The organism is Halorussus salilacus, from assembly GCF_024138125.1.
GTDB lineage: Archaea > Halobacteriota > Halobacteria > Halobacteriales > Haladaptataceae > Halorussus > Halorussus salilacus.
Genome location: NZ_CP099993.1, coordinates 887,695 through 906,444, shown reverse-complemented (window position 1 = coordinate 906,444; position 18,750 = coordinate 887,695). Strand labels below are relative to the sequence as shown.

Below are 18,750 nucleotides of genomic sequence, written 5' to 3'. Positions count from 1 at the left end.
CGTACGTCGCTCACCGGCGTACCTGCGTCCATGTCGATACTCGGCGGCGTTTCGATAGAGCGGCCCGCGGCGACCGACCCGCGGCCGGAGACCGAATCGGGCGGAGACACCGACTCCGGGGCGGTCCCGCCGAAGACCCACTCGACCACGTTCCGGTTCGCCCGCGCGCTGTTCGGTGGCGTGCTGGCGTTCACGGCGTTCGACAACCTCCGGGACATCGAGGGGAACGTCGAGTACGCAGAGAGCAAGGGCGCTCCCGCGGCCGGGACCACGGTGCCGCTCGTCAGCGGCGGCCTGCTGTTCGGCGGTCTGGGAATCGCGACGTGGAAGCTCCCCCGACTCGCGGCGGTGGCGGCCGCGGGCTTCCTCGTGAGCGTCACGCCGCTCATGCACGACTTCTGGAACGTCGAGGACGAAGACGAGAAGGAACAGCAGCTGGTCCACTTCCTGAAGAACGCCGCCCTGCTCGGCGGGACGCTGGCGTTCCTCCGGGTGGCCCACGACGACCGGAAGACGAACTGAGGTTCGGAATCTCAGATGACGCCAGTCGTCTCGACCGCCTCGTAGGCGGCCGCCTCGCTCATGCCGTTGCCGAGGATGGTGTAGCGGTCGCGTATCTCGTGGGCCGAGGTGAGCGCCTCGACCACCGTCTCGTCGTCGATGCCGAGTTCCGCGGCGGTCGTGGGCGCGCCGATGGTCGCCAGCGCGTCCCGGACGCCCCGCCAGTCGCCGCCGTGGAGGTACTCGGCGACGACGGTCCCGACCCCGACCTGATGGCCGTGGAGCGCGGCGTCGGGCACCATCCGGTCGAGCTGGTGGCTGAACAGGTGTTCGGACCCGCTGGCGGGCCGCGAGGAGTCGGCGATGGACATCGCCACGCCCGACGAGACCAGCGCCTTCACGACCGCCCACGCCGACTCCTCCAGTCCCTCCTTGATGGTGTCGGCGTTGCCGACCAGCATCTCGGCGGTCATCTCGGCGAGCGCCGCCGAGTAGTGGGAGTATTCGACGTTCTGGAGCCGGTTGGCCAGCCGCCAGTCCTTGACCGCGGTGTAGTTGCTGATGATGTCGGCACACCCCGCGGTGGTGAGCTCCCACGGCGCGTCGGCGAGTATCTCGGTGTCGGCGACCACCGCCAGCGGCGGCGCGGCGGCGACGCTGTGGCGGGTGTCGCCCTCGGGGACCGACCCGCGTCCGGAGACGATGCCGTCGTGGCTCGCGGCGGTCGGCACCGAGACGAAGCCGGTGCCGATGTCGTCGCTGGCCATCTTCGCGATGTCGATGGCCTTGCCGCCGCCGACGCCGACGAGGTAGCCCGCCTCGGCGTCGCGGGCGACCGAGATGACCCGCTGGACCGCGTCGAAGCTGGCCTCCTCGACCTCGACCACCGCGGGGTCGTCGCCCGCGTCGGCGAAGTCGGCCACGATGCGCTCGGCCGCGACCTCCCGGGGGGTCGGGCTCGTCACGACGAGCGGACGCCCGTGGAGGTGGAGCTCCGAGACGGCCTCGACCGTCCGGTCGAGGACGCCGTGGCCGACCACCACGTTCCGGGGGAGCCGAATCCACGTCGACTTCTCGAACATGGTGGCTACTCTCTCGCGGGCGGGGAAACCGTTTGCCCTCTCGCGCGGCCCGAGTGAGGCGGCGCGCCGCCTCACTCGGGCCCGACGCCCCGCGACGACCGCCACGCGGGAGTCGCGGTCGCCCGAGTCGCCCGCAGGGCGTACCGAATCGCGAGGACGTGCTGGACGAACAGCGCCGCGACCAGCACCGCGCCGCCGACCGCCGCGCCCGGCGTGAACCCTTCGAACGGGAGCGCCCCGACCCACTCGGGGACCGCCACCGACCCGGTGACCAGCAGGAACCACGCGGTCGCACCCGCGGCTTCGAGGACCGCGAGGCCGACGGGGGTGCGCCCGACCAGCGACGCCACGGGGTTGCGACCTTGGAGGAGGTCGTCGGTCGCGGCGTGGACGGGCACCAGACCGACCGCGAGCGCGAGTCCGACGACCGCGGCGCTGGCGGGGTCGTCGGTCCCCCGCACGGTCGAGAACCACCCGAGCCACAGTCCGGTCTCGACCAGCGCGACCCCCGCGACCGACGGGGCGGGAATCTCGTGTCGCCAGCCGTTGACCGTGAGGTGGCGGAGTAGCCCCTCCACGAGGAGACCCGCGACCAGCGCGGCGACGCCGATTCCGGCCGCGACCGAGACCGACGGCGCGTCGAGGGCCAACCCCAGCCAGACCGACAGCGCGGTGGCCTCGACCGCGGTCAGGCCGACGACGCCGACGCCCCTCACGGCCGCCCGGAGCGCGTAGCGTATCATCGTCGGCTCCGGTTCGGGGTCGTCCGACGACTGCGCTGCGGTGGCATACCTCCGGGATGGACGCGGAGGGTGTTTGTTATCAGCCTCCTGAAGCGGATAGCGCGGTCCTTCGAACGGTCGAAAGTGGTGATTAACGACGTTTCGAGTGCTCTCGTGGCCTCAGAACGAGAGAGCGGTAATCGGTGTGTTACTAATCGGCGAGAAATCAACGACCCTCAGAGCGTGTCGAGAACGCCAAGCACGCGCTCCTCGGCGTCTCTACCGGGGTCGTACTCGCTCCCGTCGCGGTCGCTGTCGAGGTGTTCCTCGACGGTCCTCGTCATCGCCTCCTCCAGCGGGGTCGACTCCCACCCGAGGTCTGCGAGCTTGTCGGTGTCGAGGACGTGGGGGTACTCGCGGTAGAGGACGAAATCGTCGTAGTCGAGGTCTGCCGCGGCGAGTTCGCGCTCGCCCGCGTGGACGAGTTCGATATCGGTGTCGAGCGCGCCCGCAATCAGTTCGAGCATCTCGTCGATGGTGACGAGCCGACGGTCGCCGACGTTGTACGACTCGCCGGGCGTCCCCTCCTCGGCGACGACCCGGAGCGCGGCCGCCACATCCTCGACGTACGCGCGGTGCCAGAGGTTGTCGCCGTCGCCCGGCACGACGATTCGGTCGTACTCGTTCACCCTGTCTATCCAGTAGTCGAGTCGCTCGGTGTAGTCGTGGGGACCGTAGACGATGCAGGGCCGGACGCTGTAGGCGCTCACGCCGCGCTCGGCGGCCTCGAATATCGCGCGGTCGCCCTCGGCCTTCCGGTTGCCGTAGGTCTCGCCCGAGTCGTCGGTGGCCTGCTCGCGGGTGCAGGGTCGGAGGTCGGTCTCGCCCTCGCGCTTGGGAATCTCCTCGGAGCCGTAGGCGTCGCCGCTGGAGATGTAGACGTAGGCGTCGGCGTCCGAGAATATCTCGGTCGCGGCCCGGACCTCGCGGGGCTCGTACGCCACGCAGTCGAAGACCGCGTCGGGGTCGACCTCCGCCCTCGCGGCCTCCAGCGCCGAGTCGTTGGTCCGGTCGCCCTCGACGCGGGCGACCGAATCGTCCTCGGCGAAGGGGTCGTCGTGGTTCCCTCGATTGAAGGTTGTCACGTCGTAGCCGTGGTCGAGCAGTTCCGAGACGAGGTGGCGGCCGATGAACCGGGTGCCGCCGATGACGAGCGCGGTGTCCATACCAGAACGTCCCCTCACGCGTTGAAATCAGTACCGGAAGACGAACTTTGCCGGGCGAATCACGAGCTACTAAATAGGATGGCTTCGCAACACCGATTCGACTGAGCGACGATGAGTCAGGAGCGTTCACCGACCGTGGTCGACCTGTTCAGCGGACCGGGCGGACTGAGCACCGGGTTCGCCAACGCTGGCCACACCATCGTCGGGGCGGTCGATTACAGCGAGCCAGCCGTGGAGACGTACGACCACAACCACGACCACGACCCGCTTCACGCCGACATCCGGGAGCTCGACGCCGCGGCGATACGCGACCACGTCGCAGACGGGGGCGGGGACCCCGACGCGGTGGACGTCGTCGCTGGCGGGCCGCCGTGCAAGGGGTTCTCGATGGCGAACATGCAGACGCGGTCGCCCGACAACCCCAAGAACGACCTCTTCATGCACTTCCTCCGGGTGGTCCGTGACCTCGACCCGGCGGTCGTGGTCATGGAGAACGTCCCCGGACTGCTCTCGATGGGCCGCGAGGACGGAGATGTCAAGGACATCGTTCAATCCGAACTCCGCGAGTTCGGCTACACGGTCCAGCACAGGATTCTGCACGCCGAACGGTACGGCGTCCCGCAGGCCCGGAGTCGAGTCTTCTTCGTCGGGGTGAAAGAGGGGACGCCGCCGTTCCCGGCCCCGACCCACGCGGAAGGGGGCCGACAGAAGACGCTGACGAACTCGGCCGACGACCTCGACCCCGTCGTGACCGTGGGAGAGGCGTTGCTCGACCTGCCCGAACTCCCCGCGGGCGGCGGCGGAGACCCGGTGATGGAGTACGACGCCGACCCCCACAGCGACTACGCGGCCGAGATGCGGGCCGACGTGCGCGACGACACCCTCTACAACCACAAGACCACGGTCAACCGCGAGAAGACGCGAAAGCGGTTCGAGCACATCCCACAGGGCGGCAACTGGGAGGACATCCCGGCCGAACTGATGGACGACTACACCGACCGGTCGCGGACCCACGGCCACATCTACTACCGACTCGAAGAGGACGAACCCGCGCTCACCGTGGCGAACTTCCGGAAGTCGATGATGGTCCATCCGACACAGGACCGCCTGCTCTCGATTCGGGAAGCCGCCCGGTTGCAGTCGTTCCCCGACGACTACCGGTTCGTGGCGAGCCGAATCAGCGACCGCCAGCAGATGGTCGGCGACGCCGTTCCGGTGAAACTCGCCGAGCAAATCGGGAGGGCGGTCGCCGACCATCTGGCGAACCACGGCGACGCCAGCGAGGCGCACCCGACCACCGAGTAGCCCGCGGGACGACTTCGTTCGAGGACGCTCGCGCGTCGCCACGTCGGCGTCGTCGCCTCCGCGTCGCCATCTCCGCGCCGTCGGGTCCCCCGGGTACAACGCTTATCACTCACAACGTCGAAGGAAACTCATGGGACAGAGAGAGGCCGACTCCGACGGCGAGGATACCGGTATCGAAATCCGCGAAGCCGAATCGAGCGACGCGGAGGGCATCCGGAGCGTCGCGCGCCAGTCGTTGCACGCCTCCTACGACGACATCCTCGACGAGGGGGTCATCGACCGCGCCGCCGACGAGTGGTACGGCGACGACGCGCTGGCGGCCGAACTCGAAGAGGACGGAATGGTCTACCTCCTCGCGGTCGCGGGCGACGAGGTGGTCGGCTTCTCACAGAGCCTCCTCGCCGACGACGAGACCGGCACCATCCTCTGGCTCCACGTCCATCCCGACAGCCGCGACCAGGGCGTGGGGACGACCCTCTTGAACCACACGCAGGCGACCCTCTCGGAGCGCGGCGTCGAGCGCATGGCCGCGGAGGTCCTCGCCGACAACGAGCGCGGATGCAGCTTCTACGAGGAAAACGGCTTCGAGAAGGCCAGCGACCGCGAGCGCGACATCGGCGGCGAGACCTTCGTCGAGAACCTCTACGTCCAGCAGGGCGGAATGCAGTTCGAGAACCGCGAGTTCGAGGGTCGGACCCTCCACGTCAACTGGGCCGAGAGCGAGCGCGGGTCGGAGGCCCCCTTCTACGCCGCCTACAGCGACGAGGCGGGCGAGGACCTGTTCGGCTGGTTCTGCGCGAACTGCGGTAGCTTCGACAACGCGATGGACTCGATGGAGCGACTGGAGTGCAACGCGTGTGGCAACCAGAAGAAGCCGGTCAGGTGGGACGCGGCGTACCTGTGAGTCAGTCGGCGCTCCCCCGAACCGGCGGGGTCTCCCCGGGGGCGCTCGCCTTCGGCGGCGGGGAGTTGCGCACGTCCTCGCGACCCTCCTCGGTCACGGCGCGCTCGTAGGCTTCGGGCATCACCTTCACGAACCCGGCCAGCGACTTCTCCCAGTTCGCCAGCAGTTCCGCGGCGCGCTCGCTGTCGGTGTAGACCGCGTGGTTCTCGACCAGCCGCCGGAGGACCACCTCGTCGCGCTCCGAGAGCGACGATTCGAGACGCACCATCCCGGTGTTGACCTGCTCGTCGAACTCCCCGCTCTCGTCGAGGACGTAGGCCACGCCGCCCGACATCCCCGCGGCGAAGTTCTTGCCGGTCCCGCCCAGCACCGCGACGATGCCGCCGGTCATGTACTCACAGCCGTGGTCGCCCAGTCCCTCCACGACCGCGGTCGCGCCGGAGTTGCGGACCGCGAACCGCTCGCCAGCGACGCCGTTGACGTAGGCCTCGCCGCCGGTCGCGCCGTAGAGCGCGACGTTGCCGACCACGACGTTCTCGGCGGGGTCGTACCCCGCCGAGTTCGGGGTAGCGACCGCGATGCGGCCGCCCGACAGCCCCTTGCCGAGGTAGTCGTTGGCGGCCCCAGTGAGGCGGAAGTCCACGCCCGACTGGAGGAAGGCACCGAAGCTCTGGCCCGCGGTCCCCCGAAACGAGCAGGCGAGGGTGCCTTCCGGAAGCCCGGCCTCGCCGTGTTCCTCCGAGACCCGCCCCGACAGCATCGCGCCGACCGCGCGGTCGCGGTTGGTGATGGGGGCGTCGAGTTCGACGCGCGCGCCCTCTCGAATCGCGGGTTCGGCCGCCGCGAGCAGGTCGCGGTCGAGGTGGTCGTCGAGCTCGTGGGTCTGCTCGCGGGTCTTGGTCGCCTGGGGGGCCGCGGGGTCGTGGTCGGTCGGCTCCGCGAGGACCGAAGCGAGGTCGAGCCCGCGGGCCTTCGGATGGTCGGTGTCGCGCTGTTCGAGACACTCGACGCGGCCGACCATCTCCTCGACGGTCCGGAATCCCAACTCGGCCATGAGCTCGCGGAGTTCCGCGGCGATGAAGCTCATGTAGTTGACGACGTGGTCGGGTTCGCCGGGGAACCGCGCTCGGAGGTCCTCGCGCTGGGTGGCGACGCCGACGGGACAGGTGTTCTCGTGGCACTGGCGGGCCATCACACAGCCCGAGGTGACGAGGCTCGCGGTGCCGAACGAGAACTCCTCCGCGCCGAGCAGTGCCGCGATGGCCACGTCGCGGCCGGTCTTGAGCCCGCCGTCGACGCTCACGCGGATGCGCGAGCGCAGGCCGGTCTCCCGGAGCATCTGATTCGCCTCCGCGAGTCCGAGCTCCCACGGCAGGCCCGCGTGCTTGATGGAGGTCCGGGGGCTCGCGCCGGTCCCGCCCGAGTGGCCCGAGACGTGGACAACGTCGGCGTTGGCCTTCGCGACCCCGGCGGCGATGGTGCCGATTCCGGCCTCCGAGACCAGCTTGACGTTGATGTCGGCGTCCTCGTTGGCCGCCTTGAGGTCGTAGACGAGCTGTTTGAGGTCCTCGATGGAGTAGATGTCGTGCTGGGGCGGCGGCGAGATGAGGCCCACGCCCGGCGTGGCGTACCGCACGCGGGCTATCATCTCGTTGACCTTCCGCCCCGGGAGGTGGCCGCCCTCGCCGGGCTTGGAGCCCTGAGCCATCTTGATCTGTATCTCGTCGGCGCTGGCGAGGTAGGCGCTCGTGACGCCGAACCGGCCGGAGGCGACCTGCTTGACCGAACACTCCCGTTCGGTGTCGAACCGCTCGGGCGGTTCGCCGCCCTCGCCGGTGTTGGCCTTCGCGCCGATGCGGTTCATCGCGACGGCGTTGTTCTCGTGGGCCTCGGGGCTCAGCGACCCGAGGCTCATCGCCGCGGTCGAGAACCGCGTCACGATGTCCGAGACGGGTTCGACTTCCTCGACGGGAATCGACTCGCGGCCCGCCGCGTCGAAGTCGAGCAGGCCCCGGAGGGTCTGGAGTCGCTCGTTCTGGTCGTTTATCCGGGCCGCGAACGCCCGGTACTCCTCGGGGTCGTCGGCCCGGACCGCCCGCTGGAGCGCCCCGACCGTCTCGGGGTTCCACTGGTGGTGGCGGCCGCCCGAACGGTTCTCGAACTCGCCCTGTCGGTCGAGTTCGGGGTCGGCGTCGGCCCCGAACGCCGACTCGTGGCGTTCGCGGCAGTCGGCCTCGATTTCCGCGATGCCGATTCCCTCGGTCCGGTTCTCGGTGCCCTCGAAGTACTCGGCCACGAAGTCCGAGTCGAGCCCCACGGCCTCGAATATCTGGGCACCGCGGTAGCTTTCGACCGTCGAGATGCCCATCTTCGACATCGTCTTGCGCAGGCCGTCTTCGAGCGCACCCACGTAGGACGCTATCGCCTCCTCGGCGTCCGCGCCGTCGGGTCCGGCCACGAGGTCGGCGACCGACTCGAACGCGAGGGTGGGGTCGACCGCGCCCGCACCGTACCCCACGAGACACGCGAGGTGGTGGACCGTCCGGGGGTCGCCCGACTCCACGACGAGTCCGGCGTGGGTACGCAGGCCCGCCCGGACGAGGTGGTGGTGGACCGCCCCGGTCGCGAGCAGGCTCGGAATCGCGAGCCGACTCGGACCCACCTCGCGGTCCGAGAGGATCACGATCTCGGCACCGGCCTCGACCGCCTCGCGGGCGTCGCGCCGAAGCCGCTCGACCGCGGCTTCGAGCTCGCTGTCGGCGGGATAGGTGGCGTCGACGGTGGCGCTCGGGAGCTCGTCCTGCTCGCGGACCGCGGCCAGCTCGGCGTCGGTCACCACGGGCGAGTCGAGCACCAGCTGGCGGGCGTGGTCGGGCGACTCGCCGAGGAGGTTGCGCTGGCGGCCGAGACGACACTCCAGACTGGTCACGCAGTCCTCCCGGAGGTAGTCGATTGGCGGGTTCGACACCTGCGCGAACAGTTGCTTGAAGTACGAGAACAGCGGGCGGTTGAACCCCGAGAGGACCGACAGGGGCGTGTCGTCGCCCATCGACCCCACCGGGTCCTTGCCCGCCTCGGCCATCGGTGCGAGCAACTGGTCGAGTTCGTCGTGGGTGTAGCCGAACGCGGTCTGGCGCGCCCGGAGCGAGGTCTCCTCGTTCCCCTCCGCCTCACCGTTTTTCTCTGCCTCCCCCTCCGGACCCGACGCCCCGCCGGTCCGGCGGGGCGTCGGGTCCTCGGGCGCGTCGAGTTCGACCTGCTCGCGCTCGACCCACTCGCCGTACTTCTCGTCGGCGAGGTCGTCGAACACCTCGGCGTCGGGGACGATTCGGCCCTCCTCGACGTCGGCGAGGAAGAGCTGGCCGGGTTCGAGGCGGCCGCGCTCGACGATGTCGGACTCGGGCGTGTCGAGCGCTCCGGCCTCGCTCGCCATCACGAGGCGGTCGTCGGCGGTCACGTCGTACCGGCAGGGTCGCAAACCGTTGCGGTCGAGCACCGCCCCGACGCGCTCGCCGTCGGTCGCGGCGACGAGCGCCGGGCCGTCCCACGGTTCGAGCAGGGAGGCGTGGAAGTCGTAGAAGGCCCGGCGGTCGTCGGGCAGGTCGTCCTTGCGCCACGCCTCGGGGACGAGCATCCGGAGCGCGTGGGGAAGGTCCCGACCGGCCTGCAAGAGGAGGTCGAGCGTGTCGTCGACCGCGGCGGTGTCGCTCCCCTCGGGGTCGGCGACGACCGGCGTCACCCGGTCGGCGTCGAATCTCTCCGTACTGAGGTCGGTCTCGCGGGCGCGCATCCAGTTGACGTTCCCCCGGATGGTGTTGAACTCGCCGTTGTGGACCACCCGCCGGTAGGGGTGAGCGAGGTGCCACGCCCCGAGCGTGTTGGTCGAGAAGCGGGCGTGGACCATCGCGAACGTCGTTTCGACTCGGTCGTCGGTCAGGTCGGGGTAGTAGTCGCCGAGCTGGTCGCCCGTCAGCAGGCCCTTGTAGACGAGGGTTCGGCGGTCGAGCGAGCAGACGTAGAACCGGTCGGCGTCCGGGAACCGCTCGGCCACGGCCCGCTCCAGTTCGCGCCGGGCGACGTAGAGCCTGCGGTCGAAGGCCTCCGCCGATAGCTCGCGCTCGCCTTCGCCTTCGCGCTCGCCTTCGTCCCCGCTGTCGGCGGGCCGGACGAACCACTGCTCGACCGCGGGTTCGGAGTCGAGCGCGGTCGTCCCGAGGTCGGCGTCGCCGGTCGGCACCTCCCGGGCGTGAAACAGGTCGAGGTCGGCGTCGGCGAGTACCTCGTCGGCGAACTCCTGGAGGTCTGTTCGGGCGTCGGCGTCGGTCGGCAGGAAGACGCTCCCGACGGCGTACTCCTCGCGGGCGGGGAGGTCGGGAACCTCGGTGGCGAAGAAGTCGTGGGGTTTGGCGAGGAGGACGCCCGCGCCGTCGCCCGTGTTCTCCTCCGCGCCGGTCGTGCCGCGGTGTTCGAGGTTTTCGAGCAGTTCGAGTCCGTCGGCGAGTACGTCGTGGCTCCCGTCGCCGCCGAGGTCGGCGACGACCCCCACGCCGCAGTTCGCGCGGTGGTCGTCGGGGTCGGCGAGGAGTCGCCGGTCTCCGGTGTCGGTTCCGCGTCGTTGCTGGCTCATGTCCGGGGCGTCGTCGCTCCGGGTTAAGAGCCTACCCCTGAATCATTAAGGATGAACTAACCACGAATAATGAACCTTAGATTCTCGGGTACGCTAATATCGACGCCACGATGCTCACCACTGTGTGAGCGCGCGAGCCCCGTGGTCGTTCGCGAGGATGCCGAGGAACGTGAGGACGCCGCCGAACGCGGCGGCCGCGCCGACGAAGAACACCCACTCCATGCCGATTCCCATGAGCGCGCCCCCGAGCATCGGCGCGAGGACGGCCCCGGGCTTCCAGACGAGTTCGCGGATGCCGAAACTGGAGGCGACGCTCCCGTCGTCGGTCCCCTCGTCGGCGAACAGCGCCATGCTCGCGGGTTCGCGGAGGCTGTCGGCGACCCCGAGCAAGGCGTTGCACGCCAGAAGCGGCAGGAAGGCGGCCGAGAGCGTGCCCACCACGGGGAACGTCGCGGGCGCGCCGACGAGGCGGCCGATATCGGGCGTGAACGGCACTGCGAGCGCCACGAGACCGTAACACCCGCCGCCGACGAACACGAACAGCGAGCGCCCGGCGCGGTCCGAGAGGGTGCCGGTGTACGGTTGACACAGCATGTTCGTGAGCTTCTCGGCGGTGATGAGGAGGCTCACGACGAACGGCGCGTACGCCAGTCCCCCTCTGGCGGCGGTGATGCCCGCGTATATCGGGACCCACGTCCGGACCAGCGTGACCGCAACCGCGTACTGGGCGCGAAAGCTGGTGAGCGTGAGGAGCCGACGGTTGAACGCGAGTCCCGAGAAGGGGTTGCCCCGGACGCGGACCTCGTCGGCGTCCACGAACCACCACACCCCCACCAGCGCGGGCAGGAGGAGACCGATCAGGACGGTGTACACCGCCTCGAACCCGTAGAGTTCGTAGAGGCTCCCCGCGCCCAGGCTCCCGAGGACGCCCGCCGCGAACCGGGCGGCGTTTGCCTTCCCGATGTAGTTCGCCCGGGCGTCGTCGGGCGCGAGTTCGCCGACCAGCGCGAGCGACAGCAGGCTGGTCCCGGCGACCACAACCCCCTGAATCCCGCGGACCAACACGAACTGGAGACTCGACCCGACCAGCGTGAACGCGACGTAGACTCCGACGCCGAGGGCGAGACAGACCGCCAGCACGAGCCGTTTGTCTCCGCGGTCGCCAGCCCAGGCCAGCGGGACGACCGCCGCGGTCTGGGCGAGCGTGAACGCGGTGGTGAACAGTCCGACCATGAAGTCCGACGCCTCGAAGAGATTGACGTAGGTCGGCAACAGGGTCACGAGCGTGATGAACCCGAAGCCGCTGGCGAACCGCGTGAGATACAGCGCGTAGAACTGAAATCTCTCTTCGTTCACACCGAAAGGGGTTCCGGCGACAAAAAAGCCGTTTCGGAACCGGACGACCGCGCGGGCGACCTACCCCGTGTCACTCCGGCGCGGTCGCGGGCGGCCTATCCGTGCCACTCCAGCACCGTCGCGGCCCACGTATAGCCGGTCCCCGCCGCGAGGAACAGCACCACGTCGCCCGACTCGACCAGCCCGCGGTCGAGACCCTCGTCGAGCGCGAGCAGTTGGTCGACGCTCTGGACGTGGCCGTACTCGTCGAGGTAGTAGTTCGCCGCACCGAGTTCGTCGGTCAGGATGTCGTGGAACGACCGCTTCATGTGGGTCAGCGCCACGAAGTCCAGGTCGTCGCGGTCGTAGCCCGACCGCTCCAGCGCGTCGTCGGCCACGTCGAGGAAGTTCGGGAGGCTCACGTCGGCGAGTCGCTCTTTCATCCCGTCGGGGTCGGGAACGCCGAGGGTGTGCAGACCCGCCTCGACCGTGGCGCGACTCGGGGGGTTGCGCGACCCGCCCGCGGGCATCACCACGTCCTCCGAGAAACTGCCGTCGGTCATCGCGGCGCTCTCGCCGACGGTCGCGCGAGCGCGACCGTCGGCGGGGTCGGCCTCCAACACCGCCGCACAGGCCCCGCTCCCGAAGTTGAACATGAACGACGAGTCCTGATTCGAGTAGTCGACGAGGTCCTCCTCGCGGCTCGCGGCCACGAGCAGGACCGTCTCGGGCGCGTCGGCGAGCAACTGCGAGCGGGCCTGCCGCAGCGCCAGCGGCGCGCCCGCACAGAGCGCGTAGCTTTCGACCGCGAAGGCCTCGCTCGCGCCGATGCGCTCGGCGACGTTCGCCGCGGCGCTCCAGACCACGAAGTCCTTGTACTCCGAGCCGTGGTAGAGCACCGCATCCACGTCCTCGGGGTCGCGGTCGGCGTCGGCGAGCGCCTCGTCGGCGGCCTTCACGCACATGTCGGTGACGTGGTCGGCGTCGGGAGGACAGACCCGCTTCTCGCGGACGCCCATCTTCTCGACCACGACCTCCTCGGGAATCCCGCTCTCTTCGGCGATCTCCTCGCCGGTGACGATTTGGTCGGGAGTGTAGACCCCGTAGCCGGTGAGGCCGACCGAGATTTCGTCGGTGTCGGTCATCGCCGAGCCCTCCGTTCGGAACGCAGTTGCGGGTTTCGGCGGTTCGGCGTCTTCGAGAATGTGGGTTGGTGAGCAGTTCCGCGAAGGCCTCGAAAGCCCCCGCCCGATGTGGACCGCTCGCCCCGTCGCTTCGCGGTGGTCCGTATCCCCGGGCGTCGCGTCTCCGAACCCGGCCGAGCGTCGCCTCGGTCGGTTCGCACGCGGTCGCTCACCGCTCGTCACCCCGGAGTCGCTCGGCGACGACCTCCGCGACCGGGCCGCCGATTCGGTCCCGGACCGTCCCGAGCAGGCCGTTCGGTACGAAGAGGACGAAGAGGACGAACAGCACGCCGATGTAGAGTTCGGCGTGACCGTTCAGGAACGTGTCGATGCCCTCCTGAACCGTGAGGCCGTTGAACACCTCGGTCGAGAGCAGGCCCTCGCCGAGGTTCTCCCGGAGGTACGGGAGCAGACCGCCGCCCTCCCCGCGCTTCGAGAGGAACTCGGTGACCCCCTCGTCGAACAGCCAGCCGTACAGCGGTCCGGCCAGCGTGCCGAATCCGCCGATGATGGACGCCAGCAGGGCGTCGCCGGTCACGAGGAAGTAGAAGGTGTTGTCGGGCGACACAGACCGCTTGAAGCCCGCGAGCAGGCCGCCAGCCACCGCGGCGAAGAAGCCGCTGATGGCGAACGCTCCGAGCTTGTACCAGAAGGTGTTGTACCCGATGGCCTTCGCGCGCTCCTCGTTCTCGCGGATGGCGATCATCACCCGGCCGAACGGCGAGTGGATGATGCGTTGCATCGCGAAATACGAGACCAGCACGACCAGCCCGACCATGTAGTAGGACACCTCCGCGGTGCCGAGGTCGATAACGCCGAGCAGGCCCTCGACGGTGTCGCCGCCCAACTCTCCGATGGCGAGGGTGAGCGAGTCGACGCCCGGGACCCCGACGTTGAACGGTTCGGTGCGTTCGAGCACCGCCGGACCGTCGCGGGGGTTGTTGGCTGCGTAGTCCCACCCGCGGATGAAGACGTACATCACCTGCGCGAAGCCCAGCGTTATCATCGCGAAGTAGACGCCGGTCAGCCGGAACGACACCGCGCCGATGAGGACCGCGAGCACGGCCGCGAACAGGCCCGCGAGCGCCAGCAGGTAGACGAACGGCGTGTCGGGCCCGAGCAGGGGAATCTTCCCGTTGGCCGCCATGATGACGAAGTACGCCCCCGTGCCGTAGAAGGCGGCGTGACCGAACGAGAGATAGCCCGTGTAGCCGCTGATGAAGTCGAACGACATGGCGAACAGCCCGAAGTAGAGCACGACCACCATGGTCTCGACCCGCGGGAGGACGGTCTGGAACTCCGTCCCGAGCGGCGAGTTCAGCAGGACCGAGTAGACGCCGGGGTAGGCCGCGAGCAGGAGTATCACCGCGAGGTGGGCGACGTGTTCGCGGGCGTACCGGACCGGCCACGACGCCGCCGTCTCGTCGGCCGCGGCCTCGGCGTCGGTCCCCTCGTCGGGTCCCTCTGCGTCGGGGGCCGCGGCGTCGGCGGTTTCGGTGCTAATGGCCGCCCACCTCCTCGACGCCGAACAGTCCCTGTGGCTTGAGTATCAGCATCACCACGAGGATGAGGAAGACGGTCATCTCGGGCAGGCTAGCGAACTCGATCTCGTTGACGAACCACCACGTCGTGACGGCGTCGGCCATCCCGACGATGACCGCCGCGACCACGGTGCCCCGGAAGGTGCCGAGGCCGCCGATGATGACGACCACGAACGCCGGGAGCAGGGTGTCGGCCGCGAGCGGGACGCTCGCGCCCCACGAGGCGTCCCACATCAGCAGGGTCCCGGCCGCGCCCGCGACCCCCGCGCCGAGCGCGAACACGACGGTGAACACCCGGCGAACGTCGATGCCCAGCGCCTCGGTCATCTCGGAGTCCTCGCTCCCGGCCCGGACGATCAGTCCGTACCGGGTCCGGGTGAGGAACGCCCAGAGTCCGGCGACCGTGAGGACGCCGAATCCGATCTCGAACAGGTCGAGACCCGGCACCGAGATGATGCCGAGGTCGACCTGCTGGTCGAGGAAGTACGGCTTCGTCCCGAACGCGGCCTGCCACTCGCTGCTGGGCTGTATCCCGTAGAACAGCACCACGATGCGCGCCAGTTCGTCGAGGACGAGCGTCACCCCGAACGTCAGCAGTATCTGGTAGATGGGCGGCCGGTCGTAGAGTCGCCTGATGAGCCCGACCTCTATCGCGCCGCCCAGTCCGGCCAGCACCGCGAACGCCGCCGCCATCGCGACGAAGAACGCGACCAGCCGCATCCCCGCGCCGGTGGCCTCGCCGACCGCGAGCACCATCAGCAGGCCGCCCAGATACGCGCCGATCATCGTCATCGAGCCGTGGGCGAAGTTGAGCACGCCCATCAGTCCGAAGATGAGCGTGAGCCCGCCCGCTATCATCACGTACAGCGCGGCCTTCGAGAGGCCGTCGACGAGGACGCCGACGAGGGTCTCGGGCCGGAGGAACTCCCCGAGCGCGTCGACGAACGCGAGGACGACGAGGTCCCCGGCGAGCGCTTCGAGTCCCGTCATGCGCTGAGATACCTCCTGAGTCGCTCGTCGTCGGCGGAGGTCTCGTCGGCGTCGCCCTCCTCGACCACCCGCCCGTTGTCGAGGACGTAGAAGCGGTCGGCGAGGTCGAGCGCCAGCGGCAGGTTCTGCTCGACCACCAGCAACGTCGTGTCCTCGGCGGCCTCGGCGAGCGCCTCGGCGACCCGCGCGACGATCTGGGGCGCGAGTCCCTCGCTGGGTTCGTCGACCAGCAGGAGGTCGTTGTCGCCGACCAGTCCCCGGGCCAGCGCGAGCATCTGTTGCTGGCCGCCCGAGAGGTCTCCGGCGTCCTTGTCGGCGAACCGTTCGAGGTCGGGGAACGTCTCGAAGGCGGTCGCGACCGCCGCCGCTACGTCTTCGCCGTCGGGCACCGCGACCCGGACGTTCTCCTCGACCGAGAGCTGCGAGAAGATGCGCCGTTCCTCGGGAATCCAGCCGACCCCGAGGTCGGCGACCTCGTGGGTCTCCAGCCCGGTCACCTCGTCGCCGCGGTACCGGACGGTCCCGCTCCGGGGCGGGGTCAACTGGAGGATGGTCCGGAGGGTGGTGGTCTTGCCGACGCCGTTGCGGCCGACGAGCGCGACCACCTCGCCCTCCTCGACGTCGAGCGAGACGCCTTCGAGGATGTGGCTCTCGCCGTAGTACGTGTGGGCGTCTTCGACTTCTAAGAGTGTCATTTCATCACCTTTGGAGAGAATTTGTGAACCGTGGAGGGAGGACGAGCGGAATCGCGGGGGTGACTCGGGTCTCGGAAGCTCTCACCAACTCGCTCTGCATCGGAACCGCGAGCGCGGTCGGAGCGGTGAAGGCCTCGGAAGCCCCCGCCCGCTCGCGGTCGCTCTGCGGGATATTTCCGCGCCTCCCCGCAACGCACAGCACCGGCGCGGAAATAGTGGCCCGCAGAGACGACCACGGGCCTGCGGCCCGCGACCGGGCGGCCCCTTCCAGTCCCACCCACGGTGGACGGTTCTACGGGGCGCTTCCCGGTGGATTGTATCACCGGCCGAGACTCGGCGGTTTGCGTCGTCGAGCGCGGTCGGTGGCGGGTCGCGGCGGTCACGCCGCGCCCTCCTCCGAATCCGACGCCTCGGCGTTCGAGGCGTCGGATTCGGCGTCTGTATCGCCCCCGAGACTTCCGGGTTCGTACCCGCCGAGGTACGCCTCCTGCACTGCGGGGTCGCCCCGAACGTCCTCGGGCGTGCCGTCGGCGATGACCGACCCCTGATTCAGGACCACGATGCGGTCCGAGACGTTCATCACGATGTCCATGTTGTGCTCGACCAGCAGGACGGCGTGGTCGGTCGCCACGTCCTCGATGAGGTCGATAATGCGGCCGACGCTCTCTGAGGAGACCCCGGCGTTGGGTTCGTCCAGCAGGAGGACGTCCGGGTCGCCAGCGAGCGCGATGGCGACCTCCAGCTGGCGCTTCGCGCCGTGGCTGAGGTTCTCGGCGACCACGTCGGCCTGCTCGGCGAGTCCGACGCGGTCGAGGATGGCGCGGGCCTCCTCGAAGTGCTCGTCGAACGCGCCGACGTTGCGCCAGAACGTGGTGCCGTCGCTACTCGCGGCCTGCGCGGCGATGCGGACGTTCTCCAGCACCGTGTTCGTCGGGAAGATATTCGTGATCTGGTACGACCGGTGGAGACCGATGTCGGCGGTCTCGTAGGGGGTGGCACCGGTCACGTCGCGCCACCCGTCCCCGTCGCGGACCTCCACGGTCCCCCGGGTCGGTTCCAGTACTCCGGTCAGCAGGTCGAAGAACGTGGTCTTGCCCGCGCCGTTCGGTCCGATGAGCGAGCAGAGTTCGTTCTCTTCGAGCGCGAAGTCGACGCTGTCGACGGCGGTGAGGCCGCCGAACTCCTTCGTCAATCCAGCGGTCCGGAGCATGCCTACAGCGAGCAACCCATCTGGTCGCTGTCCTCCGGAATCGTGGTCTGGTCGCCGGAGATGGTCGACAGCGGTTCGCCGGGCATGATGGCGGCGTCCCAGTTGTCGGCCCACTCGTCGCTGGTCGGAACGACGTCGGCGACCGTCATCGCCGACCGGGCCTGATTGTTGTACTCCTGGAAGGTGTAGCCGTCCTCGCCCTTCGGCGTGTCGGCGACGGTCATCCCGCGCAGCGCCTCGGCGATGTCTGCGCCCTCGGTCGACCCGCTCGACTCGACCGCCTGCACGATGGCGGAGGCGCTGGTGAACGACCCCGACGTGAACAGGTCGGGCACGACGCCGTAGGCGTCGGTGTACATCTCGACGAACTCGCTGTTGATGTCGTTGTCGTACTGGTTCCAGTGGTACCGGGTCGTGAACGGTCCGAGCTTGGTGTCCCGGATGTCCTCGGCGGTCATGTCCTCGCCGAGCGCGTTCTGGAGGGTCTGACCCACGACGTCGTTGGTGATCTGGGTCGCGAGTCCGCCGAACACCCGGAAGTCGTAGTCGCCGTTGAGGAAGGTCGTGAACAGGTTCGGGAGCGTCGCGACCGTGAATCCGCCGACGATGCCCTCCGCGCCCTCCTCGGCGGCGTTGTCGAGCAGGCCCTCCCACTCGTCGTGGCCCTGCGGGACGAACCGCTCGCCGACGATCTCGACGCCCTCGTCTTCGAGGACCCGCCGATAGTTGTTCACGACCGCCTCGCCGAACGAGTAGTCCGCACCGAACAGGAACACGGAGTTCACGTCGGTCTCGTCGGCGACGTACTTGCCGCCAGACCGGGCGTCCATCGCGGTGTTCTCGCTCGCGCGGAACACGTTCGGAGAGCAGGTCTCACTGCTGGCGGTGGTGTTGGCCGAGGCCGCGGGGCCGACCATGTACGGGACGTCGGCCTGATTGGCGACCGTCTGGACCACGCGGTCGGCCGCGCCCGACGACGCACAGCCGAACAGCATGTCCACGTCCTCGCTCTGGACGAGGTCGGTCGCTATCGACTGGGCCGTGTCGGCCGAGAACTGGGTGTCCCGGACCACGAGCTCGTAGTCGACGTCGCCGACCGTCACGGTGTGGGTCCCCGACGTGGCGTCGGTGAGCGGGTCGGTGTCGCCCTTGTACGCCAGCCCGGAGTAGAACCCCCAGAGCGCCTGCTCGCCGTAGTACGCGAGGTCGCCCGAGGTCGGTTGCATCACGCCTATCTTCACCGTTCCCGACGTGTTCGACTGCTCGGTCGTCGTGTCCGTCATTTCGGTCTCTTCGGTCGTGTCGCCTTCGGTCGTTTCCGTCGCGGTCGTCTCTTGGTCGCCGCCGTCGCCGCCCATGCACCCGGCGAGTCCCACCGCGCCGGTCGCGCCGAGCGCGCTGAGCCATCGACGTCGCGAAACGTTCTCG

Annotated in this window: 14 protein-coding genes; 3 read left to right on the top strand and 11 right to left on the bottom strand. The window is 69.2% G+C overall.

All coding sequences use genetic code 11. The annotated features are described in order from the left end of the window. Positions 1-30: 30 nt before the first annotated feature. Positions 31-522: a DoxX family protein gene (locus tag NGM10_RS04595; RefSeq protein ID WP_368408645.1), complete on the top strand. Its 492-nt coding sequence runs from the start codon at positions 31-33 to the stop codon at positions 520-522. An 11-nt stretch (positions 523-533) separates the two neighbouring features. Here NGM10_RS04595 and NGM10_RS04590 read toward each other — a convergent pair whose 3' ends face one another. From NGM10_RS04590 to NGM10_RS04580, 3 genes are all read right to left on the bottom strand, one after another. Then, positions 534-1,583 carry an NAD(P)-dependent glycerol-1-phosphate dehydrogenase gene (locus NGM10_RS04590; RefSeq protein WP_253482295.1) on the bottom strand — a complete coding sequence of 350 codons (1,050 nt, stop codon included), beginning with the start codon at positions 1,581-1,583 and terminating at the stop codon, positions 534-536. Positions 1,584-1,654: 71 nt separating this feature from the next. After that, positions 1,655-2,326 (bottom strand): hypothetical protein, encoded by a 672-nt coding sequence (locus NGM10_RS04585; RefSeq protein WP_253482294.1) that lies wholly within the window; start codon positions 2,324-2,326, stop codon positions 1,655-1,657. A 215-nt stretch (positions 2,327-2,541) separates the two neighbouring features. Beyond that, positions 2,542-3,531, bottom strand: a complete 990-nt coding sequence (locus NGM10_RS04580) for an NAD-dependent epimerase/dehydratase family protein (RefSeq protein WP_253482292.1) — start codon at positions 3,529-3,531, stop codon at positions 2,542-2,544. A gap of 111 nt (positions 3,532-3,642) precedes the next feature. Between NGM10_RS04580 and NGM10_RS04575 the strand changes: the two genes are divergently transcribed. Further along, a complete protein-coding gene (locus tag NGM10_RS04575) occupies positions 3,643-4,836 on the top strand; it encodes a DNA cytosine methyltransferase (protein ID WP_253482291.1) in 1,194 nt (397 codons plus the stop codon). 130 nt (positions 4,837-4,966) lie between these two features. Beyond that, complete coding sequence (locus tag NGM10_RS04570; protein WP_253482289.1) at positions 4,967-5,740, top strand: GNAT family N-acetyltransferase; 774 nt, start codon at positions 4,967-4,969, stop codon at positions 5,738-5,740. 1 nt (position 5,741) lies between these two features. Here the strand turns inward: NGM10_RS04570 and gltB are convergent, their stop codons facing one another. The 8 genes from gltB to NGM10_RS04530 form a co-directional block, all read right to left on the bottom strand. Then, a complete protein-coding gene (gltB, locus tag NGM10_RS04565; protein WP_253482287.1) occupies positions 5,742-10,367 on the bottom strand; it encodes a glutamate synthase large subunit in 4,626 nt (1,541 codons plus the stop codon). 114 nt (positions 10,368-10,481) lie between these two features. Then, the gene (locus NGM10_RS04560) at positions 10,482-11,723 is read right to left on the bottom strand and encodes an MFS transporter (RefSeq protein ID WP_253482285.1); all 1,242 of its coding nucleotides are present in this window, start codon (positions 11,721-11,723) and stop codon (positions 10,482-10,484) included. Between the two features lie 95 nt (positions 11,724-11,818). Further along, positions 11,819-12,829 carry a 3-oxoacyl-ACP synthase gene (locus NGM10_RS04555; protein WP_368408654.1) on the bottom strand — a complete coding sequence of 337 codons (1,011 nt, stop codon included), beginning with the start codon at positions 12,827-12,829 and terminating at the stop codon, positions 11,819-11,821. Between the two features lie 226 nt (positions 12,830-13,055). Next, positions 13,056-14,252 carry a branched-chain amino acid ABC transporter permease gene (locus NGM10_RS04550; RefSeq protein ID WP_253482280.1) on the bottom strand — a complete coding sequence of 399 codons (1,197 nt, stop codon included), beginning with the start codon at positions 14,250-14,252 and terminating at the stop codon, positions 13,056-13,058. A gap of 133 nt (positions 14,253-14,385) precedes the next feature. After that, positions 14,386-15,417, bottom strand: coding sequence for a branched-chain amino acid ABC transporter permease (locus NGM10_RS04545; RefSeq protein ID WP_253482277.1), 1,032 nt, complete (start codon positions 15,415-15,417; stop codon positions 14,386-14,388). After that, complete coding sequence (locus tag NGM10_RS04540) at positions 15,414-16,112, bottom strand: ABC transporter ATP-binding protein (RefSeq protein ID WP_253482275.1); 699 nt, start codon at positions 16,110-16,112, stop codon at positions 15,414-15,416. Before NGM10_RS04540 ends, NGM10_RS04545 begins: the two co-directional genes overlap by 4 nt. 379 nt (positions 16,113-16,491) lie before the next feature. After that, a complete protein-coding gene (locus tag NGM10_RS04535; RefSeq protein ID WP_253482272.1) occupies positions 16,492-17,322 on the bottom strand; it encodes an ABC transporter ATP-binding protein in 831 nt (276 codons plus the stop codon). A gap of 2 nt (positions 17,323-17,324) precedes the next feature. After that, positions 17,325-18,605 (bottom strand): ABC transporter substrate-binding protein, encoded by a 1,281-nt coding sequence (locus NGM10_RS04530; RefSeq protein ID WP_438267167.1) that lies wholly within the window; start codon positions 18,603-18,605, stop codon positions 17,325-17,327. Between the last annotated feature and the right edge of the window lie 145 nt (positions 18,606-18,750).

Bases quoted from the DNA above. Each gene is read 5' to 3' on its own strand.
- NGM10_RS04595 (WP_368408645.1), top strand. From the start codon at position 31: ATGTCGATACTCGGCGGCGTTTCGATAGAGCGGCCCGCGGCGACCGAC.
- NGM10_RS04530 (WP_438267167.1), bottom strand. From the start codon at position 18,605: ATGACGGACACGACGACCGAGCAGTCGAACACGTCGGGAACGGTGAAG.
- NGM10_RS04570 (WP_253482289.1), top strand. From the start codon at position 4,967: ATGGGACAGAGAGAGGCCGACTCCGACGGCGAGGATACCGGTATCGAA.
- NGM10_RS04580 (WP_253482292.1), bottom strand. From the start codon at position 3,531: ATGGACACCGCGCTCGTCATCGGCGGCACCCGGTTCATCGGCCGCCAC.
- NGM10_RS04540 (WP_253482275.1), bottom strand. From the start codon at position 16,112: ATGACACTCTTAGAAGTCGAAGACGCCCACACGTACTACGGCGAGAGC.
- NGM10_RS04535 (WP_253482272.1), bottom strand. From the start codon at position 17,322: ATGCTCCGGACCGCTGGATTGACGAAGGAGTTCGGCGGCCTCACCGCC.
- NGM10_RS04545 (WP_253482277.1), bottom strand. From the start codon at position 15,417: ATGACGGGACTCGAAGCGCTCGCCGGGGACCTCGTCGTCCTCGCGTTC.
- NGM10_RS04590 (WP_253482295.1), bottom strand. From the start codon at position 1,583: ATGTTCGAGAAGTCGACGTGGATTCGGCTCCCCCGGAACGTGGTGGTC.
- NGM10_RS04585 (WP_253482294.1), bottom strand. From the start codon at position 2,326: ATGATACGCTACGCGCTCCGGGCGGCCGTGAGGGGCGTCGGCGTCGTC.
- gltB (WP_253482287.1), bottom strand. From the start codon at position 10,367: ATGAGCCAGCAACGACGCGGAACCGACACCGGAGACCGGCGACTCCTC.
- NGM10_RS04575 (WP_253482291.1), top strand. From the start codon at position 3,643: ATGAGTCAGGAGCGTTCACCGACCGTGGTCGACCTGTTCAGCGGACCG.